Raw genomic sequence first — 20,447 nt, 5'->3', positions numbered from 1 at the left:
CTCGCGGCCGGCGCATGCCGCCCTGTCCCGGTCCCCGCACCGGGGGCAGGACGGCAGACGCGAGGATCCGGGGACGGCGACCGTCAGACCGGCTTGACCGACACGCCGTCGATCACCCAGTACCAGTTGTTCCCGCCGGTGTAGCGAAACCGGACGCGCGCCGTCTTCGCGCCGGCCGGAACCTGGAGGGTCACGGTCTCCACCCGGGAGGAGGTGTCGGCGGTGTACGTCCGCACGCTGACGGGGGCGGCACCGTCGTAGGAGACAAGCACCTCGCCCTTCTGCGGGGACTCCTGGCGGTAGTACGTCGTGTACGTCAGGGTGGCCGCGGCGCCCCCGGTGACCGGGTAGGCCGGGCTGACCAGGGTGGAGTCGAAGGTGCCGGAGAAGGTCCTGTCCTCCCACTCGTCGCCGTCCGCGACCGCGAAGACGTCACGGGCGCGGACGTTGCTCTCGCGGTTCTGGTCGACCTGGGCCTTGGTCCAGAACTCGTCCGTGGTGAAGGTCCAGCCGCGCCACTCGGTGACGCCGCCCGTGCCCATCGCGGAGTTGTCGACCGACCAGCCGCTCGGCGGTGTGTGCGTGAAGCCCACCACCGTCGCGCCGATGCCGGTCTCGTCGACGCGGGTGGAGAGCTGCGGACGCAGCGTGTCGAAGTCGTCGGGGGCGGGCTGCTGCACGGGCCGGCCGTCGAGTCCCCAGGCCGGGTCGATGGCGACGCCGAGGTGGGCGAGGGCGGAGGCGGCGACGTCGGGCATCTTGACGTCGTGGCGCACCGAGCCCGCTGCCAGCGTCGGCCCTGTCGCGATCATGAAGGTCTGGCGCTCGGGCCAACTGGAGCCGCCGTGGCCGCCCGCGTCGGTGTGCCCGTGATCGGCGGTGATCATGATGAGCCAGCTCTCGGCGGCGTACGTGGCGCGTGCTGTGACCGCGGCGACCATCTGCCCGACCTGGGCGTCGGCGCCGTGCACCGCGTCCAGGTACTGCTGGCTGGCGGCGCCGTAGCTGTGGCCCGCGTGGTCGACGTTGTCGAGCTGTACGAACACGGCGTCGGGGTTGGCGTCCCGGAGCCGGGCGACGGCGCGTGAGGTGGTACCGGTGTCGTACTCGGCGCTCGGGGTGGAGACGCGGGTGTCCACCTTGGAGGAGAACACGGTGTCCGTGAGCGGTGCCCAGGAGGAGACGGCGTACGTCGACAGGGACGGCTTCGCGGTCTCGATCCGGGTGAGGAAGTCCGGGTACTGGGCGAACCGCCGGCCGGTGAAATTGTTGTCCATGACGTTGTGCTTGTCGGGCCAGACACCGGTGATGATCGTGGACCAGCCGGGGCCGGAGAGGGTGGGCGCGAACGGGTTGGCGTAGATGCTGCTGGGCGCGGTGAGACCCGCTGCCATCAGGGCGTCGAGGTGGGGGGCGTCGGCGTCCTTGACGCGGCTGAGCAGGGTGCCGTCGAGGCCGATGACGAGGACCTTGGGGGTCTTGGCGGCGGCGCGGGCGACGGACGCGAGCGGGCCCGCGGCGAGGGTGAGGCCGGCCGCGGAGGCGAGCAGGGAGCGGCGGGACATGCGTGACGACACGTGATCCTCCGGGAGGGACGATGGTGCGGGACACGGATGGAGCGCGACTGCGAGAGGTGGCGTGATCCCCGAGGGGCGACGCCCGGTGGCGGCGGGGCGTCGCGGGCGGGGCGTCGAGGGCCGGGCGGGTTCGACCGCCCGGGGCGCGGGCGCGGGTGTGGCTCAGCTGCCGGTGGCGGACTTCCAGTCGTCCACGTAGGTGGTGAGGTTCTTGTCGATGTCCGCCCAGTCGGGCTGGAAGACCTCGACCCCGTCCATGAGACGGGCGAGCGCGACGGCGTTCGCGTCGGTGGCCTTGACGTCCGAGCGCGCGGAGAAACCGCCGCCGATCTCGCTGACCTGGCGCTGTGCCTTGGCCGACAGCATGAAGTCGAGGAGCTTCTCGCCGTTCGCGGTGTGCGGCGCCCTGGTGACGAGACCCGCGGCGTACGGGAGCGCGAAGGTGGTCGGCCTTCCGGCGGCGTCGGTGGCCTTCGCGGTGGCCTCGGGGAACCAGAGGCCGAGGTTCGGCATGTCCTTGGACTGCGCGTAGTTCATCTGCACGTCGCCGTTGGCGACCAGCAGTTCGCCCTTGTCGACCTTGGGCGCGAGCTTGCCGGTGGAGGAGGACGGGCCGACGTTGTTGGCTTGCAGCTTCTTCAGGTAGTCGAGGGCCGCGTCCTTGCCGCCGAAGTCGTGCATTGCCTTGACCAGCACGGCGGTTCCGTCACCGGCGACACCGGGGGTGGAGTACTGGAGCTTGTTCTTGTACGTACCGTCGAGCAGTTCGTCCCAGGTGGTGGGCGCCTGCTTCAGCTCCTTCTTGTTGTAGACGAAGCCGAAGTAGTTGTTCACGACGGAGGTCCACGTGCCGTCGGCCGCCTTGTCGGCGCCGGCGACCTGGTCGGAGCCCTCGGGTGCGTACTTCTGGAGCAGTCTCTTGCCGTCGGCCTGCTGGATGAAGGGCGGGAGGGTGACGAGGACGTCGGCCTGCGGGTTGGTCTTCTCGCGGACGGCGCGCTGGACCATCTCGCCCGAACCGCCCTCGACGTACTTGACCTTGATGCCGGTCTGCTTCTCGAAGTCCTTGAAGACCTGGTCGTACCAGCCGTCGCCGTTCTCGCCCTTGAGGCCGTCCGCGCTGTACACGGTCACGACCTTGGCGTCCGCGGCGGCCGAGTCGCCGCCGCAGGCGGTGAGGGAGCCGGCGAGGACGAGGCCGCCGGTCACGGCGGCGATCGGGGCGAGGCGGAGCGAGCGGGAGTTTCTGGACATGGCGAGATGAACTCCTTGCGTGGGAAGTGGTGTTGAGAGGAGGTGAGGAGGGACGGATCAGCGGTAGGAGGCCCTGGTGCGCATCCGGGAGACGGCGAACAGGACCAGCACCGTCGCCGTCATGAGGACCACGGCGAGCGCGGAGCCGGCGAACAGGGCGCCGCGGTCGGTGGCCGCGTAGATCTGGACGGGCAACGGAGTCCAGTCCGGCGGGTAGAGCATCACCGTGGCGCTCAACTCGCCCATGGACAGGGCGAAGCAGAGTCCCGCGGCGGCTGTGAGCGAGGGCAGCAGCAGCGGCAGCCGTACCCGCCACAGCACGTACAGGGGGCGGGCGCCGAGGGACGCGGCGGCCTGCTCGTAGGCGGGGTCGAGACGCACGACCGCCGCCGACACCGACTGATGGGCGAACGCCGTGACCAGGACGGCGTGCGCGAGGATCACGATCCACCGGGTGCCGTTGAGCAGGACCGGGGGCCGGGAGAAGGCGACCAGGATCGCGAGCCCGGTGACCACGGAGGGCACCGCGACCGGCAGCATGAACAGCGCGTCCAGCAGCCGCTTGCCGCGTTTGCCCAGGGCGTGCCCGGCGAGCGCCGCCCAGGTGCCCACGACCAGGGCCAGCACGCTCGCGGTCAGGGCGGTGACCAGACTGGTGGTGAGCGCCTGGAGGGACTCGCCGCGGGTGGCGGCGGTGTAGTGCCCGGTGGTGAAGCCGGACGGGAGCGCGCTCGACCAGTTCGTGGCGAACGAGGCCGCCAGGACGACGAGCAGCGGCAGGGCGAACAGGGGCAGGAAGAGGGCGAAGAACACGGCCCAGACGGCCCACCTGCTCTTGCGGCTATGCACCAGCACGGCGGCTCACCACCCGGTAGAGGCCGTAAAGCCCCACGGAGAGAAGGACGTTGACGACGGCGACGACGCACGCTCCCGGATAGTCCGACTCCAGGATCGCCTTGCTGTACACGAGCATCGGCAGGGTGGTGACCCCCTTGGCGCCGGTGAAGAGCACGATGCCGAACTCGTTGAGGCACAGCACCAGGACCAGGCTGCCGCCGGCGGCGAGCGCGGGCAGTGCCTCGGGCAGGACGATCTGCCGCACGATCCGCGCGGGCCGCGCACCCAGCGAGGACGCCACCTCCAACTGGCCGGAGTCGATGCCCGAGAAGGCGGCGAGCACCGGGCGCATCACGAACGGCGTGAAGTACGTGATCTCGGCGAGGAGCACCCCCCAGGGGGTGGTGAGGAACTGGAAGGGCCCCTCGGCCGCTCCGGTCGCGCCGGTCCACAGCCCGTTCGCCATGCCCACGGTGCCGTAGACGAACAGCAGCGCGAGCGTGATCAGGAACGACGGGAAGGACAGGAAGACGTCGACGAACCGGGCGACGGCCTTCGCTCCGGGGAACGGAACGAACGCGATGACCAGGGCGAGGAAGAAGCCCAGCACCAGGCACCCGACGGTGGACCCCAGCGCCAGCCACACGGTGGTGCCGAGAGCCTGCCGGAACGCGGCGGAGGCGAACACGTCCCCGTACGCCTGCGCCGAGATGCCCCCGGTGTCGGGCCGGAACGACTGCTGGACGACGAGGGCGAGAGGGTAGAGGAACACGAGCCCCAGGACGGCGACCGGGGGCAGGGCCCAGACCCAGGACGGTACTCCCGCCCTCTTCCCGGAGGCCGCCTTCGCGGTGACGGCGACAGCGGCGCTAGCCACCCCGGGTCACCCCCTCGGCCACTGCCGCGGGTGTCCCGGCGGCGGCGGGCGCCGGCCGGCCCCCGGTGACCTCGGCGGGGAGCAGCACCGCGTCCTCGGGGGCGAAGTGCACGGTGACCCGGTCCCCGACGCCCGGCGGCTGCCGCAGCTCCCGCAGATCCGCCTTGACCCGGTGGCCGCCGAGGTCGATGTACAGCCGATGGGTGGATCCCCGCCACTGCACCTCGGTGACGGCCCCGGTCAGGGTGTTGGGCCCGGGTCCGAGTCCGAGCAGGTGCGGCCGTACGCACAGGGTGGCCGTGGCGCCCTCGGCCGCGTCGCCCGCGGACACCTTCAGCTCGGCCCCGGCGAAGGCGACTCCGCCCGAACGCACCGTCACCGGCAGGAGGTTGGCGTTGCCCACGAAGGCGGCGGTGAACTCGGTGCGCGGTGTCCGGTACAACTCCTGCGGTGTGCCGACGTCTTGCAGCCGCGCCTTGTCCATGACGGCGATCCGGTCGGCCAGGGTCAGTGCCTCGATCTGGTCGTGGGTGACGTAGAGGATCGACATGTCCGGCAACTCCCGGTGCAGTCGCGCGAGTTCGGCGAGCATCCCCGACCGGAGCTGTGCGTCCAGTGCGGACAGCGGTTCGTCGAGCAGCAGGACGCCGGGCCGGACGGCAAGCGCCCGCGCGATGGCGACGCGCTGCTGCTGCCCGCCGGAGAGTTCGCGCGGATACCGCCGCGCGTACGCCGCCATCCCGGTCAGCTCCAGTGCCTCGGCCACCCGCCCGCGGATCTCGCCCCGGGGCGTCTTCCGCGCCCTGAGTCCGAAGGCGACGTTGTCCTCGACCCGCATGTGCGGGAACAGCGCGTACTGCTGGACGACCATGCCGACGCCGCGCCGGTAGGGCGGCAGGCCGGTCACGTCACGGTCGCCGATGAACACGCGCCCCGCGGCAGGCCGCACGAATCCGGCGACGGCCCGAAGTGCCGTGGTCTTGCCCGAGCCGGACGGCCCGAGCAGCGCCATCACCTCGCCGGGCTCGACGGTCAGGTCGAGGGAGTCGAGGACGGTGGTGGTGCCGTAGGCGACGGACACCCCGTCGAAACGGATCCCGCCGCTCATCGCCCGGCTCCCGCCGGGCTGGGCAACTCGGCCAGCAGCGAGGGAAGTTGGACCACCGAGCCGAGCACGTGCCCGGCACCGGCCGTGCGCAGCGCCTCCTCGTCGTGCGCGCCGGTGAGCACCCCGGCGACGAGGCCGGCCCCGGCGCGGACGCCGCTCAGCACGTCGTACGAGGTGTCGCCCACGACGGCCGTCTGCCGCACGTCGTCGGCGGCCCTGGTCCGCAGGAACGCCTCCAGCACCATGTCGGGGTACGGGCGGCCCCGTCCGCCGACGTCCCCGGGGCACAGGGTGAGCGGCACGAGGTCCTGCCAGCCGAGGGCGGCGAGAATGGCGTCCTGGGTGACCCGGGCGAAACCCGTGGTCAGGACGACGGTACGGCCGTCGGCCCGGAGTTCCTCGATCGTCTCGCGGGCCCCGGTGACCGGTGCGATCCGGCCGTCGTCGACGAGTTCCCCGTACGCCCTCTCGAAGGCGGAGTTGGCGCGCCGGGCGAGGGACTCCTCGCCGAAAAGGTGCCGGAAGACGGAGATCTTCGACTCGCCCATCGTGGCGCGAACGTAGTCCGTCTTCCGCACGTGGTCCGAGGACCCGGGCTCCACGCCCAGTTCCGCGGCGGCGACCGCGAAGGCCTGCTCCACCAGGCCGCCGTCGGCCACCGTGGTGCCGGCCATGTCGAGCACCACCAGTCGTATGCCGTTCAACTCGTTCACCATCCCAGCTCGTTGGCGGTCGTCTCCGCTATCGCGGGGGAGCAGGTCATGCCGCGCCCGCCGGGCCCGGTGACCAGCCACACCCCGTCCCGTACACGCTGGCGGTGCACGACCCGGCCCGGGTCGGTGCACTGCGCGTACACCCCGGCCCAGCGGCGTCGGATCTTCGGCAGCGGGCGGCCCAGGAAGGATTCGACGACCTCGGCGAGGTGGTCGTAGGGGTCTTCGAGGGTGTCGAAGGCGAAGGGGTGTTCGTACTCGTGGGTGTCGCCGATGGTCAGTCCGCCGTCGGCGCGCTGCACCATGAGCAGTTGCATCCGATGCTCGGCGGCGGTCGGCGCCTGCGGCTGCCCGGAGTTGAGGACGTCGAGTGCCTCGCCCCCGTAGGCCGGGTAGTAGCGGAAGCTGTCCGCGTCGGCGACGGAGGTGGTGAGCGGCTCACCCAGCGGGTCGGTCTGCATCATCTGCAGCCGGACGCGCCGTACGGGCATGTCCGGTCCCGCCAACTCCCTGACCAGGCCACCGAGCCAGGCACCCGTGCACAGCACCACGACGTCACCGGTGTGGACGTCCCCGTGGTCGTCCCGTACCGCGTTCTCACCGACCACGTCGCGGACCTCGCGGCCCGGCAGGAAGGTGTAGTCGGGGGACTTCGACATCTCCGCGCGCAGCGCCACCTGGGCGACCCGCGGTTCCACGGCCGCGTCCCGCTCGCAGAACAGGGCGGCCTCGAAGTCCCCGCGCAGGGCCGGGTTCAGGGCACGGGTCTCCTCCGGGGCGAGCAGCTTGTACCCGCGGGCCGCCGCGTCGTCGCGGCTCAACGCCGCCTCGGCGACGGCGAGTTCACGCGCGGTGCGCACCGGGGTCAGGGACCCGCAGCCGCGGAAGCCGACACCGGGGACACGGGAACCGATCACCTCCCACAACTCCCGCGCCCGCAGGGCGGTTTCGAGCTCCTCTCCACCGGCTCGGCCACTGACCCAGATCTGGCCGAAGTTGCGCAGGGAGGCGCCCCGCGCCTCCGCCTCACGCTCGATCTGCACGACCTGGTGGCCGCGCTCCAACGCATGCCAGGCGTGCAGGGTTCCCACCACGCCGGCTCCGACAACTATCACTCTCACGACGGCAACACTCCTCGGGGCGGGGAAATCGCAAGGGTCCGAACAACAACCAGATGGTGAACCAGCCATCACGTTTGGGCTAGACTCGTTATCTTTCCGTGATCAAAGCGGGGTTCTGCCACCGGTTCGCCGGCCCGTGGGGCCGCCCGGCCGCCGGGCGGCTCAGCTGCCGAGGTGGGCGGTGAACGAGAACCGGTCCCCCCGGTACAGCGTCCGGACCCGTTCCAGCGGGCGTCCCGAGGTGTCCCGGGAGATCCGGTGGATCAGCAGCATCGGCAGCGCGGGCGGCGTCCCGATCAGCAGGGCCTCGCGCGGGGTGGCCAGTACGGTCTCGATCCGCTCGTCCGCGTCGCCGAACGGGATGCCGAGCCGCTCGCGGAGGTACGCGTAGAACGAGGAGTCGGGATCGAAGTCCCGGTCGAGGTCCGGGACCCGGCCCACCGCCACGTAGGTACTCTCCAGCCCCATCCGCTCGTCGTCCGCGAGGAGCACCCGCTCCAGGTGCCAGACCGGCTCGCCCCGTTCCAGTCCCGCCTCGGCGGCCAGCGCCTCCGGGCAGGGGAACCGTTCCAGGGAGATGAGGGACCGGCCGGGGGTGCGCCCCTGGCGCCGGACGCCCTCGGTGTAGCTCGCCAGCGAGAGCGGCTGTTCCAGCTTGGGGCCCGCGACGACCGTGCCGCGCCCCTGCCGCCGGAGCCTCCCTTCGAGCAGCAGCTCGCGGAGCGCCTGCCGCACCGTCTCGCGGGCGACCTCGTACCTCTCCGACAGATCCCGTTCGGTGGGCAGGAGCCCGCCCTCGCCCAACTCGTCGACGAGCCGGGCGATGTGCGCCTTCACCGCGTAGTACTTCGGGATGCGGCCGTGCTCCGGGATGCCGGAGCGGACGGGGGCGCCAGGGTCCAGGTCGTTCGAGTGGTCCACGGGAGCGATCGTCCCAGACGGGGTGACGGCGCCGGAAATCAGGTTCGGGCGCGCGGCCCGGCTCGCGTCCGGTTCCCGCGTGCGTCGAGGCGCGCCGGCCCGTTTCGTCGCCCTGACGTTCTCTTACCTGAACAACATGTCCTGCTGTGAACGCCGGACAGTCGACCCGATGGGGCGTCACCCTGCCATGTCGTCCCTGGCCTCCTGGGCTCTACTGCCCTAGACCGTAGGGGCGAGGTCCGCGAAGCGCCACCCTCCGGGAGGTGCGTCGACGCTCGACCGAGTCATGTCCATGAACGGACGTTGCCATTCCATGGGGCGCCAAACTCTTGCCGCGCCCGAAGTGCCCCTCTACCCTCCTCGACAGAAAGCGCTTACTTCAACTGTCCGACGCCGGAGGCCAGTTGAGCCGAACGACCCCTGTGCCCGCGGTGGCACAGCCGCTCTGCGCGCCGCAGCCGAGCGGTCTCACCTCCGGGTCCCGCCGCACGCACGCCCGCAACGCCGCAGCAGCGCGCCAACGGGTCCGCACCCCACAGGGGGTCCGAGCCGCACCGACGAAACGGAGTCGCACCATGAGCGCAGCAGACCCTCGGCAGACGGGCGACGCGCCCACGTACGCCAGAACCCGCAATCGCACGGCCGTCGCGGCCGCCGGCACCGCGGTGGCAACCGCGGCCGCCGCCTGGCTGGCCTTCGCGCCCGCCGGGCCGGCCAGCGCCGCGGCCGCCGTCAGCAACGGGACGTACACCCTCGCCAACGCGGGCAGTTCGCTCTGCCTGGACGTGCCCGGCTCCAGCAAGAGCACCGGCACGCAGCTCGACCAGAGCGGCTGCGCGGGCGGCGACAACCAGAAGTGGACCCTGACCGCGGTCAGCGGCGGCTACACGATCACGTCGCTGTCCAGCGGGCTGTGCGTGGGCGTCGCCGACGCCCGCACCAACGCGGGCGCGCCCATCCAGCAACAGGCCTGCACCGGCGCGTCCAGCCAGACCTGGGCGGTGACCGCCTCGGGCAGCGCCTACCAGTTGGTCAACGCCAACGGGGGCAAGTGCGCCAACACCAAGGACAATTCGACGGCGGCGGGCGCCCTCGTCCAGACCAACTCCTGCGACAGCGTCACCACCAAGCTGTGGAAGCTCACCGCCGCGAGCGGGACGGGCACCACCCCGACCCCGACTCCGACACCCACGCCGACCCCGACGCCCACGACGACCACCCCGCCCGCCTCCGGGGCCATCTACGTGGCGCCGACCGGTACGGACAGTGCCGCGGGCACCCAGGCCGCCCCGACGACGCTCGCCTCGGCGCTCGGCCGGGTCGCCGCCGGTGGCACCATCTACATGCGCGGCGGCGCGTACACCTACTCCTCGACGGTCACCATCCCGGCGGGCCGGGACGGCACCTCCGCCGCGCGCACCACGCTCTCCGCCTACCCGGGCGAGACGCCGGTGCTGAACTTCACCGGCCAGAGCGAGGACCCGGCGAACCGCGGCATCCAACTCTTCGCCAACTACTGGCGCCTGTACGGCCTGACCGTCCAGCACGCCGGTGACAACGGCATCTACGTCGGCGGCAGCAACAACGTCGTCGAGCGGGTCGTCACCGCCTACAACCACGACACCGGACTCCAGCTCGGCCGGATCGCCTCCACCACCGCGTCGTCCCAGTGGCCGGCCAACAACCTGATCGTCAGCTCCGAGTCGCACGACAACGCCGACTCCGACGGTGAGGACGCCGACGGCTTCGCCGCGAAGCTGACCACCGGCACCGGGAACGTCTTCCGCTACGACGTCTCCCACAACAACATCGACGACGGCTGGGACCTGTACACCAAGACCGACACGGGTGCCATCGGCCCGGTGACCGTCGAGTACTCCCTGTCCTACAACAACGGCACCCTCAGCGACGGCACCGTGAACGACTCGGGCGACCGCAACGGCTACAAGCTCGGCGGCGAGGACATCGCGGTCAACCACGTGGTCCGGCACGACATCGCCTACAAGAACGGCCACCACGGCTTCACCTACAACAGCAATCCCGGGTCGATGACGATCTCCAACAACGCGAGCATCGACAACGCCGAGCGCAACTTCTCGTTCGACGAGGGGACTTCGGTGTTCCGCACCAACACCTCCTGCCGCTTCGCGGTCGACGGCTCCAACGACAAGACCGTCGGTGACGTCGACAGCTCGAACCAGTTCTGGACCGGCACCAACGGCTCCCGGTGCTCGTCCTACTCGGGCGCCCTCGGCTGGTCCTTCGCCTCGGACGGCACCCTCGCGGTGACCTTCGGCGGCATCCGCGTCACTCCCTGACGCGGCAGGGGAGTTCCGGGGCCGCATCCGGCGGCCCGTGGCACGAAGGAACTCCTCCGCACCGCCTCGATGTCCGCGGCGGACGGGGACGGGCCGCACCGCCCCCGTCCGCCGCGGACGTTCGCGACGGTCTCCGCCGTGCCCCATGGCCCGACCCCGCGTCCCGAGCGTGTCGACCGATGCCGGACCCGACAACTGTGCTGTCCGGGCCGAGAGTTGTGAGGCCCGGATCGGCTGCCGGGGTGCGTCTCGTCGTCGGCGACACGCGGCCGGGGCGGACGGGGAGCCGGTTCCCGGTCCGTATTAGGATCCCGGCATGCCTCCGACCCTGAGCGACGTGGACCGGTTCGAGACTGCCAGGCCCCGTCTCCAGGCCGTCGCCTACCGCATGCTGGGCTCGGCGAGCGAGGCCGAGGACGCCGTGCAGGAGACGTACCTCCGCTGGCAGGCCGCCGACACCGGGCACATCGAGGTGCCCGAGGCGTGGCTGACCAAGGTGCTCACCAACCTCTGCCTCAACCAGCTCACCTCCGCCCGTGCCCGCCGCGAGACCTACGTCGGCCAGTGGCTGCCCGAGCCGCTGCTCGAAGGGGACCCCATGCTGGGCCCGGCCGAAACGGCCGAGCAGCGCGAGTCCGTGTCGTACGCGGTGCTGATCCTCCTGGAGCGGCTCTCGCCCAACGAGCGCGCGGTGTACGTGCTGCGCGAGGCGTTCGCCCACTCGCATCGCGAGATCGCCGAGATCCTTAACATCAGCGAGGCGTCCAGCCAGCAGATCTTCCACCGCGCGAAGAAGCACGTCGCCCTGGGCAGGGCGGAGGCGGCGTTCGGCGAAGGTGCCGGTGGCGGCGAGGTCCTTTCCGGCGACACGCAGGAGACCGGCAGGGCGGCCGCGCGCCGGATCGTCGAGGAGTTCCTCGCGGCGGCGACCAGCGGTGAGACCCAGCCGTTGATCAGGCTGCTCACCTCGGACGCGATCGCGGTCGGCGACGGCGGCGGCAAGGTTCCGGCCCGCAGCAGCGCGTTCGAGGGCGCCGTCGCGGTCGCGAAGTTCATTCGCGGCCTGTTCAAGCCGGCGCCGGCCAAGCGCGACCTGCTCGGCGGCTCGCCCGACCTCTACGCCACCACCGCGAACGGCGGTCCCGCGGTCGTCGCGGTGGTCGACGGGCGCGTCATCGGCGTCATCTGCCTGGAGTGGACGGGCGACGGGGTCGCGGCGGTGCGCAGCCAGGTCAACCCGGACAAGCTGGAGCGCGCGACGAGGCACTGGACGGCGGGCGACTTCGGCTCTCCGGTGGTGGCCCAGGCGCTCTGAACGCCGGGTGCGGGCGACGCCGTCCATCATGTGACGCAGGTCACACTCCTGTCTGTCAGGAATCAGCGGGCCGTCCGGTTCAAGGGACGTGACCGGGCCACGGGGCGCCGGACCGCGCAGACAGGAGCAGGATCATGCAGCACCGGAACACGCAGCACCGCATCGTCGTCCTCGGCGCCGGCTACTCCGGAGCGATCGCCGCGGGCCGGCTCGCCAGGCGACTGCACCGCGACGACGTCGCCATCACCCTGGTCAACGCCGAACCCGATTTCGTCGAGCGGGTCCGGATGCACCAACTGGCCGTGGGCCAGGAGCTGAAGCCGCGCCCCCTGCGCGAGATGTTCGCGGGGACGGGGGTCGAGCTGAGGCTCGCCCGCGTGACGGCGCTCGACGTGGACCGCAGGACGGTCGCCGTCGAGAGCGGGGACGGCTCGGCGGAACTGGAGTACGACACCCTCGTCTACGCCCTCGGCAGCAGCCAGAGCGACAACGGGGTCACCGGTTTCGCCGAGCACGCCCACCAGATCGCGAGCCGCCCCGGCGCGCTCCGGCTGCGGGAGCGCCTGGCGCAGCTCGCCGCGGGTGCGACGGTGACCGTGGTGGGCGGCGGCCTGACCGGCGTGGAGTTCGCCACGGAGGTGGCCGAGGCCCGCCCGGAGCTCGGCGTCGCGATCGTCACGCGCGGCGAACTGGGCGACTGGCTGTCCGCCAAGGGCCGTGCGCACCTGCGCAAGGTCGTCGGCAGGCTCGGCATCACGGTGCACGAGAACGCGGCCGTGACGGCGGTCGAGGAGGACCGCATCACGACCGCGGACGGCCGGAGCGTCGCGGCCGCCGTCACCGTCTGGACCACGGGCTTCGCGGTGCACCCGCTGGCGGAGTCCACCGGCCTCGAACTCGCGGACACGGGCCGGATCGCGGTCGACGCGACGATGCGCTCGGTCTCCCACCCGGACGTGTACGCCATCGGCGACGCGGGCCACGCCCTGGGCGCGGGTGACAAGCCGCTGCGCATGTCCTGCGCCTCGGGGGTTCCCATGGCCTGGCAGGCCGCCGACGCCATCGCGGCCCGCCTGACCGGGGGCGAGCTGCCGGACCCTTCCCTCCGCTACTACAACCAGTGCGTCTCGCTCGGCCGCAAGGACGGCCTGATCCAGTTCGTCACCGCCGACGACCGGTCGGTGGACCACGCCCTCACCGGCCGCCTCGCGGCCCGCTACAAGGAGCTGGTCTGCAAGGGTGCGGCCTGGGGCGTCGCCAACCCCACCCTGGCCGTTCCGGTCCGCCGGCGCCGGGCGACACCCGACCGGAACGCGACGGAGACGCCCGCCCGCGCCACGGCTTGAGAAAGCCGGGAGCGCCCGGCTCACGCAGGCCGTGCGGGCCGGGCGGTCGCCGGACTGCCCGGAGGGCGCCGCGGCTCCGCGCCCCGGGGCGGGCCGGTGTCAGTCGGCGTGCTGGACCGCGTGGGCGGACACCCGGGACGACATGCCCCCGGGTACCCGCTCGAAGCGGCTGGGGAAGGGGTACTTGCGCTCCAGGAACGCCCTGATGGCGGACTGCGCCGCGGCCCGGTCCGCCGGGTCGGTGTCGACGTCGTTCAGGCAGAAGAAGTCGACGTCCTCACCGGCCGCGAGGCGTGCCAGCCGCCGTGCCATGTCGGGGGTGCCCAACTGCACGTACCGGAAGAGGTAGTCGGCGGGCACGGCCCGGCCCGTCGCGATCGCCCAGTGGTGGTGGAGCGTGGAGGCGGGGGCGACGTCGGAGGTGGAGCGGAAGCGCGAGTACGACGTCCGTTCCAGCTCCTCGATGCTCAGTGTCTCCATCTCCCGCATCACCGACAGGAGTTGGGGGTGCGGGGTGTGGAGCGACTTGTGGCTGGTCTGACGGCCGTGGTACCGCCGGATCACCTCGCGGCTGTTCTTGCCCGCGGAGTTCGGTGCCGGTTCCAGCGGGTGCGGGTCACCCGCGCCGAGCTTCAGCGGCGACAGCGGTATCCGCGCGATGCCGTTGCCGTGGAAGAAGTGCTCCGCCCGCACCGGCCGGTTGATGAACACGTCGTCGTTGAAGTAGAGGTAGTGCTCGGACAGCCCGGGGATGTGGTGCAACCGGCTCTCTATGGCGTGCGAGTTGAACACGGGCAGCGCGTCGGCCGGAAGGATGTCCCGGTGGTCCACCACGGTCAGGCCCTCCGCCTCCGGGTCCAGCCAGGAGGGGATCTGCGAGTCGGTCACCAGGTAGACGTTGCGCACGAACCCGGCGTACGTCTCCAACGACCTTAGCGCGTAACGCAGTTCGTCATGGCTCGTGTAGCGGGAGGCGCCCGTCTCGCGAGGCGCGATGGTGCTGTTCGAGAGCGCCTGGTGGGCACGGCGCTTCGCGGCCAGTTCCGGGTCGTCGCCGTCGACCCACGTGTACACGGCGTCCACGGGGAACAGCACGTCGTCGATGCCGGGTTCGGCGAACGGCTCGAAGGTCGGCACCTTCCGCCCGGCGCAGGCCGTCGTCACCGGTCGGCGCGCCGACACCGGCAGTACCTCCGACACCCCGTTGCGGCGCGGGGCGACGAGTGCGGTGCCGAAGACGTCCGGCAACCGGGCACCCGGCACGGTGAGCCAGGACGGATCGGCGGCGGAGGCGCCGAGGTCGCGGCCCTGCCGCCAGAACTCGATGTCGCAGCCCGACTCCAGCCCGTTGAGCACCTGTGTGGAGGGGCCGAGGCGCACCACCCCGGTACGCAGCACCGCCGCCCGCCGCAGCGCGCGCGGCAGCCGGCCGTCGGCCCACAGCGCGGCGCGGGTCACGGTGCCGTCCGGGCCCACCGCGCCGACGTACCCCGCGGTGCGGGCGAACCGCTGAGCGGCCCGGACGAGCACCACCTCGCGGTACGTCTCCTCGACACCGACCACCTTCCGTGCCGTCCCGGCGCCCGGCTCGGTCGGCACCAGGAAGTACGGCACCCCGGCCGTCTCCAGCAGGGCGCACACCGAGCCGAGGTCCGCCGCGAGGGCGTCGGCCGCGGTGAAACCGGCGACCGTGCGGCCGTACAGCCGCAGGTGTCCGGCGGTGATCCTGCGCAGCCCGGGGACGTCGCTGCGCAGACGCCGCCGGGCGGGGGCGGCGCACAGGGCCCAGAGCAGGGCCGACAGCCACAGGCGCAGGCGCGCGGTCGGGCGGCGCAGGGCCCGCGCGCCCGGGTTCCGCGCGAGGCGGTGGCGGATATCCATGGCGGGCACCCCCGTCAGCCCCTGTCCTCGCCGGGGCGCGTGAACGGCGCGGTGTTCTCGTAGGGGCTGGGGAACGGGAAGTAGTTCTCCAGGAACTCGTTCATGCGCAGGTGGACCTGCTCCCGCTCCTCGGCGGGTACGTCGACGTCGTTGAGGCAGAAGAAGTCGAAACGCCGGTTGTTGCGCAGGTCCGCCAGACGCCGCTCGGCGTCCGGGCGGCTGATGTTCACGTACCGGAAGCTGAACCTGCCCGGCACGCCGCTGCCGGTCATCAGCGCGTACTGGTACAGCAGCGGGGCCGTCATGGCGATGTCCGACGGGGAGCGGAACCGCGAGGCGGTGGTGCGCCGGACGTCGTCGGCGAACAACTCCTCCAGCGTCCGCAGCGTTTCGCGCTGCTGGGGGAGCGGGGTGTGCATGAAGTTGTTCGTCGTCATCCGCCCGAACTTTTCCAGGAGCAGCTGCCGCACGTTCTTGCTGGCGGAGTTGGTGGCCGTCTCCTCGGCGTGCGGCTTGCCGACGCCGATCTTCAGCGGGGACACCGGGATCTTCATCAGGCCGCTGCCGTGGAAGAAGAGCTCCGGGGTGATCCGGCGCCCGACGAAGACGTCGTCGTTGAAGTAGAGGTACTGGTCGGAGAGGCCGGGAATGTGGTGCAGCCGGGTCTCGATCGCGTGCGAGTTGAACACCGGCAGCACGTCCGCCGGGAAGATGTCACGGTGGTCGACGACCGTGATGCCGGGGGCCGACTCGTCGAGCCAGTGCGGTTTCTGACCGTCCGTCACGATGTAGATGTGCCGGACGAAGTCGGCGTACATGGCCAACGACCGCAGGGAGTACTTCAGTTCGTCGTGGCTGGTGTAGCGGGAGGCGTTGGTCTCCTTGTCCAGGATCTCGGCCGTGCCGCGTTCCTGGTGGCGGGCGCGCTTCGCGCGCATCGCGGGCTCCTCGCCGTCCACCCAGGTGTAGACGACGTCGACGGGGAACGTCACCTCGTTCACCGTCGGCAGGACCAGGGCGGCGAAGCCCGGCAGCTCCCGCTCGCCGATCCGCACGGTCACGGGCTGCTGCTCGGCCGCGGGCAGCACGTCGGTGACGCCGTTGTTGCGCGGCGCGATCAGGGACTCGGCGAAGACGTCGGCCGAGGCCTGCGGCTGTATCTCGGCCAGGCGCCGGGGGCCGTCGGGGGACTGCAGGAGCTGCGCCCCGTCCTGCCAGAACTCCACGTCACAGGCGAGTTCCGGACCGGCCAGGAGCTGGCCCGCGGGGCCGAGGTGGTTCTCGCCCACGCGCAGTACGGGGGCGGTCCGCAGGGGGGCCGGCAGCGCACCGTCGAGGAACATCGCGGGGTGCTTGAGTTTCCCGCCGGGCAGTGGCCTGCCGATGAACACCGCCTTCCCCGCGTTCTGTTCCTCCAGGGCGTCGAGGAAGCGCTCCCGGTCGACGACGTTCACCCCGAGGACGTGACGCGTGCGGGAGCCGACGAGGAAGTACGGGATGCTCTCCCGTTCCAGCGCCGCGACGACCAGGTCGAGGTTGGCGGCTGCCGCCTCGGCGGCGGTGAACCTGTCCACGACCCGCCCGTAGAGTCCCTGGCCGCGCACCTTGACCGGGCGGAGCACCGGATCCGTGACCGCTGCCCGGCGTCGGCGGCGCATGGTGCGCAACTGCCAGACCCGCTCGACGGCCTTTCGCTCTACCCTCGGTCCCATCCGGCGGGCAAAAGAACGCACGGTCACGCGCTGTACTCCTTCGTGAGGATCCCCAACCAACCCGACGCCGAGTAGACCGACGGCCGTGGGCAAAGGTTGTACGAGAATTAACCCGTTTTTAATGAGGGGAGGGGCCGCGCGTGACCTTCGCGCCGCAGGGTGGCCGCGCGGCTACCGCGAGGTAGGGCTCCAAGTCCCGCTGTCCCCGCGTTTTGTGACGATGTGTCGCCCCGCTCGGCCCCTGCCCGTAACGGCGGTCGGGAGATCCACTATCCTGATGTCACGCACGCGGGGACGCGCGTCCGGAACGGACAGACCGACATGGACGGACTGGAACAGGACAGATGCATCACACCCCGCCATCCGGAGACGTGACCGTGACCACGCCCGTCGCCTCCACGCCCGTTCTCGGCGTCGTCCGGCCTGGAGTCTGAGCAGATGACCCACTCGCTGACCCCCCGCAACGAGGGGCACCTGCCCGCGCTCAGCGTCGCGCCGCTCGTACGTCTGGACGCCTACGTGGCCGAGGACGGGTCGACGGTGCTCAACGGTCATCTGCTGCAAATGGGAGGCACGCGGCCGCCGAACGAGGCGGTCCTGGACGCGGTCGCCATGTTCGCCCGCACGCTGGGGGCCCCGGTGGCGGCGACCGTCATCGACCGCACCGCGCAGCAGATCGCGCGCGTCCGCGTCTACCCCGACGGCTCCAGCCGGACCATCGCCGACGACGAGGACCTGCCTCCCGGGCGCCGGCGCATCGCCGAGGAGGAGCAGGCGTTCCCGCCGCTCGCCCGCGTCGAGCGCATCATGGAGCACGCACAACGCGAGGAACTGCACGCCGCGTTCGTCCTCGCCAGCGCCCTGCGCGAACACCTCACCCTGCGCCGCGGCACCGAGGACGAACTCTCCCTGGAGGCGCGGGCGATCGAGGCGTACCTCGCGTACCTGCGCGGCGACTACATGATCGCCACCGTCCTGGCGCTGACCGTCGCGCGCATTCGCTGCCGCAACGACCTGAACCGGGCGGCGCCCGAGGTGGCCCGCGCCACCGCTGCGTGGCAGCGGCTTCCGGAGGGACCGCAAGTGGCCATCCGAGGCGGGGAGTTGCTGCACATGTGGGAGCGGCTGGCGGCCGAGGGCCTGGTCGCGGAGCCGTACCACCAGGTCCTCGCCCAGTCGGTGCGCACCCGGCTCGACCGGGGCAGCCGGCCCGTGGCCCCGCCGGAGGTTCCCGCCGTGACCGCCGGACCCGAACAGCCCGTCGCCCCCGAGGACAAGCCCCTCAAGCCGACGCGGCGGGGACTCAAGCGCTTCACCCGGCTGCCCCGCCGGTCCGACGGCCAGTGAACGGCTGAGGCACCTCCGGCGGTCCGTGCCGCCCTCCCGGCCGACCCGTGCGTGCCGGTCCGCCGTGGGCCGCACACCGCGCGCGACCCGGCGCCGACGCGGGCGCCCCGCTCATGGGCAGCTCACAGGCAGTGTCACCGTGTGCGGATCCGCCCCGCGCGCGCACGGGAAGTAGTCGTTCCGCAGCCCTTGACCGGATTGGTCCAGTCCAATAGCGTCACGACCGCTCAGATCCCCACAGCGCACAACACCCCCATGCCGTCGACTCGTTGACGGAACATCACCCCCTCTGGGAGGGCCTGTGGTTTCCCGACGCTCCTTCCTCGCCGCGGCCGGCGTCACCACCGCCGCCGCTGCCCTTTCCCCCCTGTCCCCGTTCGCCGGAACCGCGAGCGCCGCGAGCGCCACGCTGCCGGTGTCACTCGCCAACAACTCCGGTTCCAACACCGTCTACGCGTACATCTCCGGTACGGACAGCACCGGTTGGCCCGTCTTCGTCTCAGCGAACGGCGCGCTGAACCGGCTGCCGAACCCGTCCTCGGCCGTCACGCCGATCGCCGACTACGCCATCCCGCTGGGCGCCTCCGGCTCGGCGCCCACCAAGGTCAACATGGCCGGTTACGTCATCGGCGGCCGCGTCTGGTTCTCGATCGGCAAGAAGCTCCAGTTCTTCGTCAACCCGGGCACCGTGCCCGGCGTGGTCCAGCCGGCGCTCGTCAGCTCCGACCCCAACTGGGCCACCAACTGGACGTTCTGCGAGTTCACGTTCAACAGCGCCAATCTGTACGCCAACATCTCCTACGTCGACATGGTGGGCCTGCCGGTCTCCATGTCCAGCACCGGCAGTTCGGGCAACCAGACGGTCAGCCCCCTGCCCTCCGGTGCCCTCGCCTCGATCGCCTCCGGACTGCAGACCCAGCACGCCGCGGACGGCGCGCCCTGGGACAAGCTGGTGATCTCCGACTCCTCCGGCGGGATCCTGCGCGTCCTGTCGCCCTCGCACGCGCCCGTCGACTTCGGCGGGTACTGGAACGACTACCTGAACCGGGTCTGGAGCCACTACGCCTCCACCCCGCTGACGATCAACGGCCAGGGCAGCATCGGCTCCTACACCGGGACCGTCTCCGGAAACGCCATCGTCTTCTCCGGCCTCAACACCAACGGGGTGGCGTTCACCAAGCCCAGCGCCGTCGACATCTTCGGCTGCGCCTCCGGCCCGCTCTACAACTCGGGCGGCGACGCCCGCGGCGCGATCGCGGCACGTCTCGCCGCCGCCCTCAACCGCAGCTCCTTGCTGGTCGCGGGCGGCAACAACCAGCCCGACGGCGTCGCGCCGTCCGGCTACTACCAGGACGCGATCACCAACCACTACGCCCGGCTGGTCCACAAGTACGCCAGCATCGGGTACGCCTTCCCGTACGACGACGTCGGCCCCACCGGGTCCGCGCCCGTCGACGGCCACATCCAGGACGGCGCCCCCACCTCGTGGACCATCTCCCTGGGCGCGGGGGCGGGTTCCGGCACGGGGACGGGCACGGGCACGGGGTCCACCAGCGCCTACGCCACCGTCCAGGCCGAGTCCTACGCGGCGCAGAGCGGCACCACCACCGAGAGCTGCTCCGACACCGGCGGCGGCAGCGACGTCGGGTACATCGCGAACGGCGACTGGCTCAAGTACGCGTCGCTGGACTTCGGTTCGGCCTCCCCGGCGCAGTTCGTCGCCCGCCTCGCCTCGGGTGCGGCCGCCGGCGTCAGCGGTGCGATCCAGGTGCGGCTCGACAGCACCTCGGGGACGAAGATCGCGGAGATCGACTTCGGCAACAACGGCGGCTGGCAGAACTGGCAGAGCGTGCCCGCCAACATCACCGCCTCCGCCACCGGGGTCCACGACGTGTACCTGGTCTTCTCCGGCAGCACCTCCGACTTCGCCAACATCAACTGGTTCACCTTCACCAAGTAGCGCCCGGCGGGCGGCACTTCGGCGCGGATTTCCGCGAGGAACGTGCTTCCGTACGGGCTCCGCACCGGTACACCGGTTCCGCCGGCAGGCCCAACTTCCGCTTCGTGCAGGCTCATTGACGCTGCACATCGGCGGTGATTCACTTCGTGGCTGAGAGCGC

General features: G+C 71.5%; 15 protein-coding genes. 5 read left to right on the top strand and 10 right to left on the bottom strand.

The features are described from left to right. Positions 1-83: 83 nt before the first annotated feature. From ACFZA0_RS32330 to ACFZA0_RS32295, 8 genes are all read right to left on the bottom strand, one after another. Positions 84-1,565, bottom strand: coding sequence for an alkaline phosphatase family protein (locus tag ACFZA0_RS32330; protein ID WP_391023763.1), 1,482 nt, complete (start codon positions 1,563-1,565; stop codon positions 84-86). Between the two features lie 174 nt (positions 1,566-1,739). Continuing rightward, positions 1,740-2,831, bottom strand: a complete 1,092-nt coding sequence (locus ACFZA0_RS32325; protein WP_391023571.1) for a 2-aminoethylphosphonate ABC transporter substrate-binding protein — start codon at positions 2,829-2,831, stop codon at positions 1,740-1,742. 57 nt (positions 2,832-2,888) lie between these two features. Further along, positions 2,889-3,686, bottom strand: coding sequence for an ABC transporter permease subunit (locus ACFZA0_RS32320; RefSeq protein ID WP_391023570.1), 798 nt, complete (start codon positions 3,684-3,686; stop codon positions 2,889-2,891). Continuing rightward, positions 3,673-4,545, bottom strand: a complete 873-nt coding sequence (locus ACFZA0_RS32315; protein WP_391023568.1) for a 2-aminoethylphosphonate ABC transporter permease subunit — start codon at positions 4,543-4,545, stop codon at positions 3,673-3,675. The genes ACFZA0_RS32320 and ACFZA0_RS32315 overlap by 14 nt, the downstream gene beginning before the upstream one ends. After that, positions 4,538-5,653, bottom strand: a complete 1,116-nt coding sequence (locus ACFZA0_RS32310; RefSeq protein ID WP_391023566.1) for an ATP-binding cassette domain-containing protein — start codon at positions 5,651-5,653, stop codon at positions 4,538-4,540. The genes ACFZA0_RS32315 and ACFZA0_RS32310 overlap by 8 nt, the downstream gene beginning before the upstream one ends. Then, positions 5,650-6,369, bottom strand: a complete 720-nt coding sequence (locus tag ACFZA0_RS32305; protein ID WP_391023564.1) for a phosphonatase-like hydrolase — start codon at positions 6,367-6,369, stop codon at positions 5,650-5,652. Before ACFZA0_RS32305 ends, ACFZA0_RS32310 begins: the two co-directional genes overlap by 4 nt. Then, a complete protein-coding gene (locus ACFZA0_RS32300; protein WP_391023562.1) occupies positions 6,363-7,487 on the bottom strand; it encodes a TIGR03364 family FAD-dependent oxidoreductase in 1,125 nt (374 codons plus the stop codon). The genes ACFZA0_RS32305 and ACFZA0_RS32300 overlap by 7 nt, the downstream gene beginning before the upstream one ends. Positions 7,488-7,649: 162 nt before the next feature. Beyond that, entirely contained in the window at positions 7,650-8,408 is a 759-nt protein-coding gene (locus ACFZA0_RS32295) for a UTRA domain-containing protein (protein ID WP_391023560.1), read from the bottom strand. A 575-nt stretch (positions 8,409-8,983) separates the two neighbouring features. On the opposite strand from ACFZA0_RS32295, the gene ACFZA0_RS32290 reads away from it, so the two are divergent. The 3 genes from ACFZA0_RS32290 (at position 8,984) to ACFZA0_RS32280 (ending at position 13,387) form a co-directional block, all read left to right on the top strand. Next, positions 8,984-10,726 (top strand): RICIN domain-containing protein, encoded by a 1,743-nt coding sequence (locus tag ACFZA0_RS32290; protein ID WP_391023558.1) that lies wholly within the window; start codon positions 8,984-8,986, stop codon positions 10,724-10,726. A gap of 316 nt (positions 10,727-11,042) precedes the next feature. Further along, positions 11,043-12,041, top strand: a complete 999-nt coding sequence (locus tag ACFZA0_RS32285) for a sigma-70 family RNA polymerase sigma factor (protein ID WP_391023556.1) — start codon at positions 11,043-11,045, stop codon at positions 12,039-12,041. 134 nt (positions 12,042-12,175) lie between these two features. Beyond that, on the top strand, positions 12,176-13,387 hold the full coding sequence (locus ACFZA0_RS32280; RefSeq protein ID WP_391023554.1) for an FAD-dependent oxidoreductase: 1,212 nt from the start codon (positions 12,176-12,178) through the stop codon (positions 13,385-13,387). A 99-nt stretch (positions 13,388-13,486) separates the two neighbouring features. Here ACFZA0_RS32280 and ACFZA0_RS32275 read toward each other — a convergent pair whose 3' ends face one another. Together ACFZA0_RS32275 and ACFZA0_RS32270 are read right to left on the bottom strand one after the other, a co-directional pair. Beyond that, positions 13,487-15,268 carry a stealth conserved region 3 domain-containing protein gene (locus ACFZA0_RS32275; RefSeq protein ID WP_391023552.1) on the bottom strand — a complete coding sequence of 594 codons (1,782 nt, stop codon included), beginning with the start codon at positions 15,266-15,268 and terminating at the stop codon, positions 13,487-13,489. Positions 15,269-15,282: 14 nt separating this feature from the next. Beyond that, entirely contained in the window at positions 15,283-16,980 is a 1,698-nt protein-coding gene (locus tag ACFZA0_RS32270; protein ID WP_391023550.1) for a stealth conserved region 3 domain-containing protein, read from the bottom strand. A 438-nt stretch (positions 16,981-17,418) separates the two neighbouring features. On the opposite strand from ACFZA0_RS32270, the gene ACFZA0_RS32265 reads away from it, so the two are divergent. Both ACFZA0_RS32265 and ACFZA0_RS32260 read left to right on the top strand, forming a co-directional pair. Next, positions 17,419-18,327: a hypothetical protein gene (locus ACFZA0_RS32265; RefSeq protein ID WP_391023549.1), complete on the top strand. Its 909-nt coding sequence runs from the start codon at positions 17,419-17,421 to the stop codon at positions 18,325-18,327. 301 nt (positions 18,328-18,628) lie between these two features. Continuing rightward, a complete protein-coding gene (locus tag ACFZA0_RS32260) occupies positions 18,629-20,287 on the top strand; it encodes a beta-1,3-glucanase family protein (RefSeq protein ID WP_391023547.1) in 1,659 nt (552 codons plus the stop codon). Positions 20,288-20,447: the final 160 nt, after the last annotated feature.

Origin of the sequence: Streptomyces sp. NPDC008150, assembly GCF_042956945.1 — a bacterium.
Classification (GTDB): domain Bacteria; phylum Actinomycetota; class Actinomycetes; order Streptomycetales; family Streptomycetaceae; genus Streptomyces.
This window is presented reverse-complemented; position numbering and strand designations above follow the sequence as displayed.

What these genes read in the sequence shown, in the direction of transcription:
- ACFZA0_RS32290 (WP_391023558.1), top strand. Translation starts at nt 8,984, where the DNA reads ATGAGCGCAGCAGACCCTCGGCAGACGGGCGACGCGCCCACGTACGCC.
- ACFZA0_RS32270 (WP_391023550.1), bottom strand. Translation starts at nt 16,980, where the DNA reads ATGGGACCGAGGGTAGAGCGAAAGGCCGTCGAGCGGGTCTGGCAGTTG.
- ACFZA0_RS32280 (WP_391023554.1), top strand. Translation starts at nt 12,176, where the DNA reads ATGCAGCACCGGAACACGCAGCACCGCATCGTCGTCCTCGGCGCCGGC.
- ACFZA0_RS32330 (WP_391023763.1), bottom strand. Translation starts at nt 1,565, where the DNA reads ATGTCCCGCCGCTCCCTGCTCGCCTCCGCGGCCGGCCTCACCCTCGCC.
- ACFZA0_RS32325 (WP_391023571.1), bottom strand. Translation starts at nt 2,831, where the DNA reads ATGTCCAGAAACTCCCGCTCGCTCCGCCTCGCCCCGATCGCCGCCGTG.
- ACFZA0_RS32310 (WP_391023566.1), bottom strand. Translation starts at nt 5,653, where the DNA reads ATGAGCGGCGGGATCCGTTTCGACGGGGTGTCCGTCGCCTACGGCACC.
- ACFZA0_RS32305 (WP_391023564.1), bottom strand. Translation starts at nt 6,369, where the DNA reads ATGGTGAACGAGTTGAACGGCATACGACTGGTGGTGCTCGACATGGCC.
- ACFZA0_RS32265 (WP_391023549.1), top strand. Translation starts at nt 17,419, where the DNA reads ATGACCCACTCGCTGACCCCCCGCAACGAGGGGCACCTGCCCGCGCTC.
- ACFZA0_RS32285 (WP_391023556.1), top strand. Translation starts at nt 11,043, where the DNA reads ATGCCTCCGACCCTGAGCGACGTGGACCGGTTCGAGACTGCCAGGCCC.
- ACFZA0_RS32275 (WP_391023552.1), bottom strand. Translation starts at nt 15,268, where the DNA reads ATGGATATCCGCCACCGCCTCGCGCGGAACCCGGGCGCGCGGGCCCTG.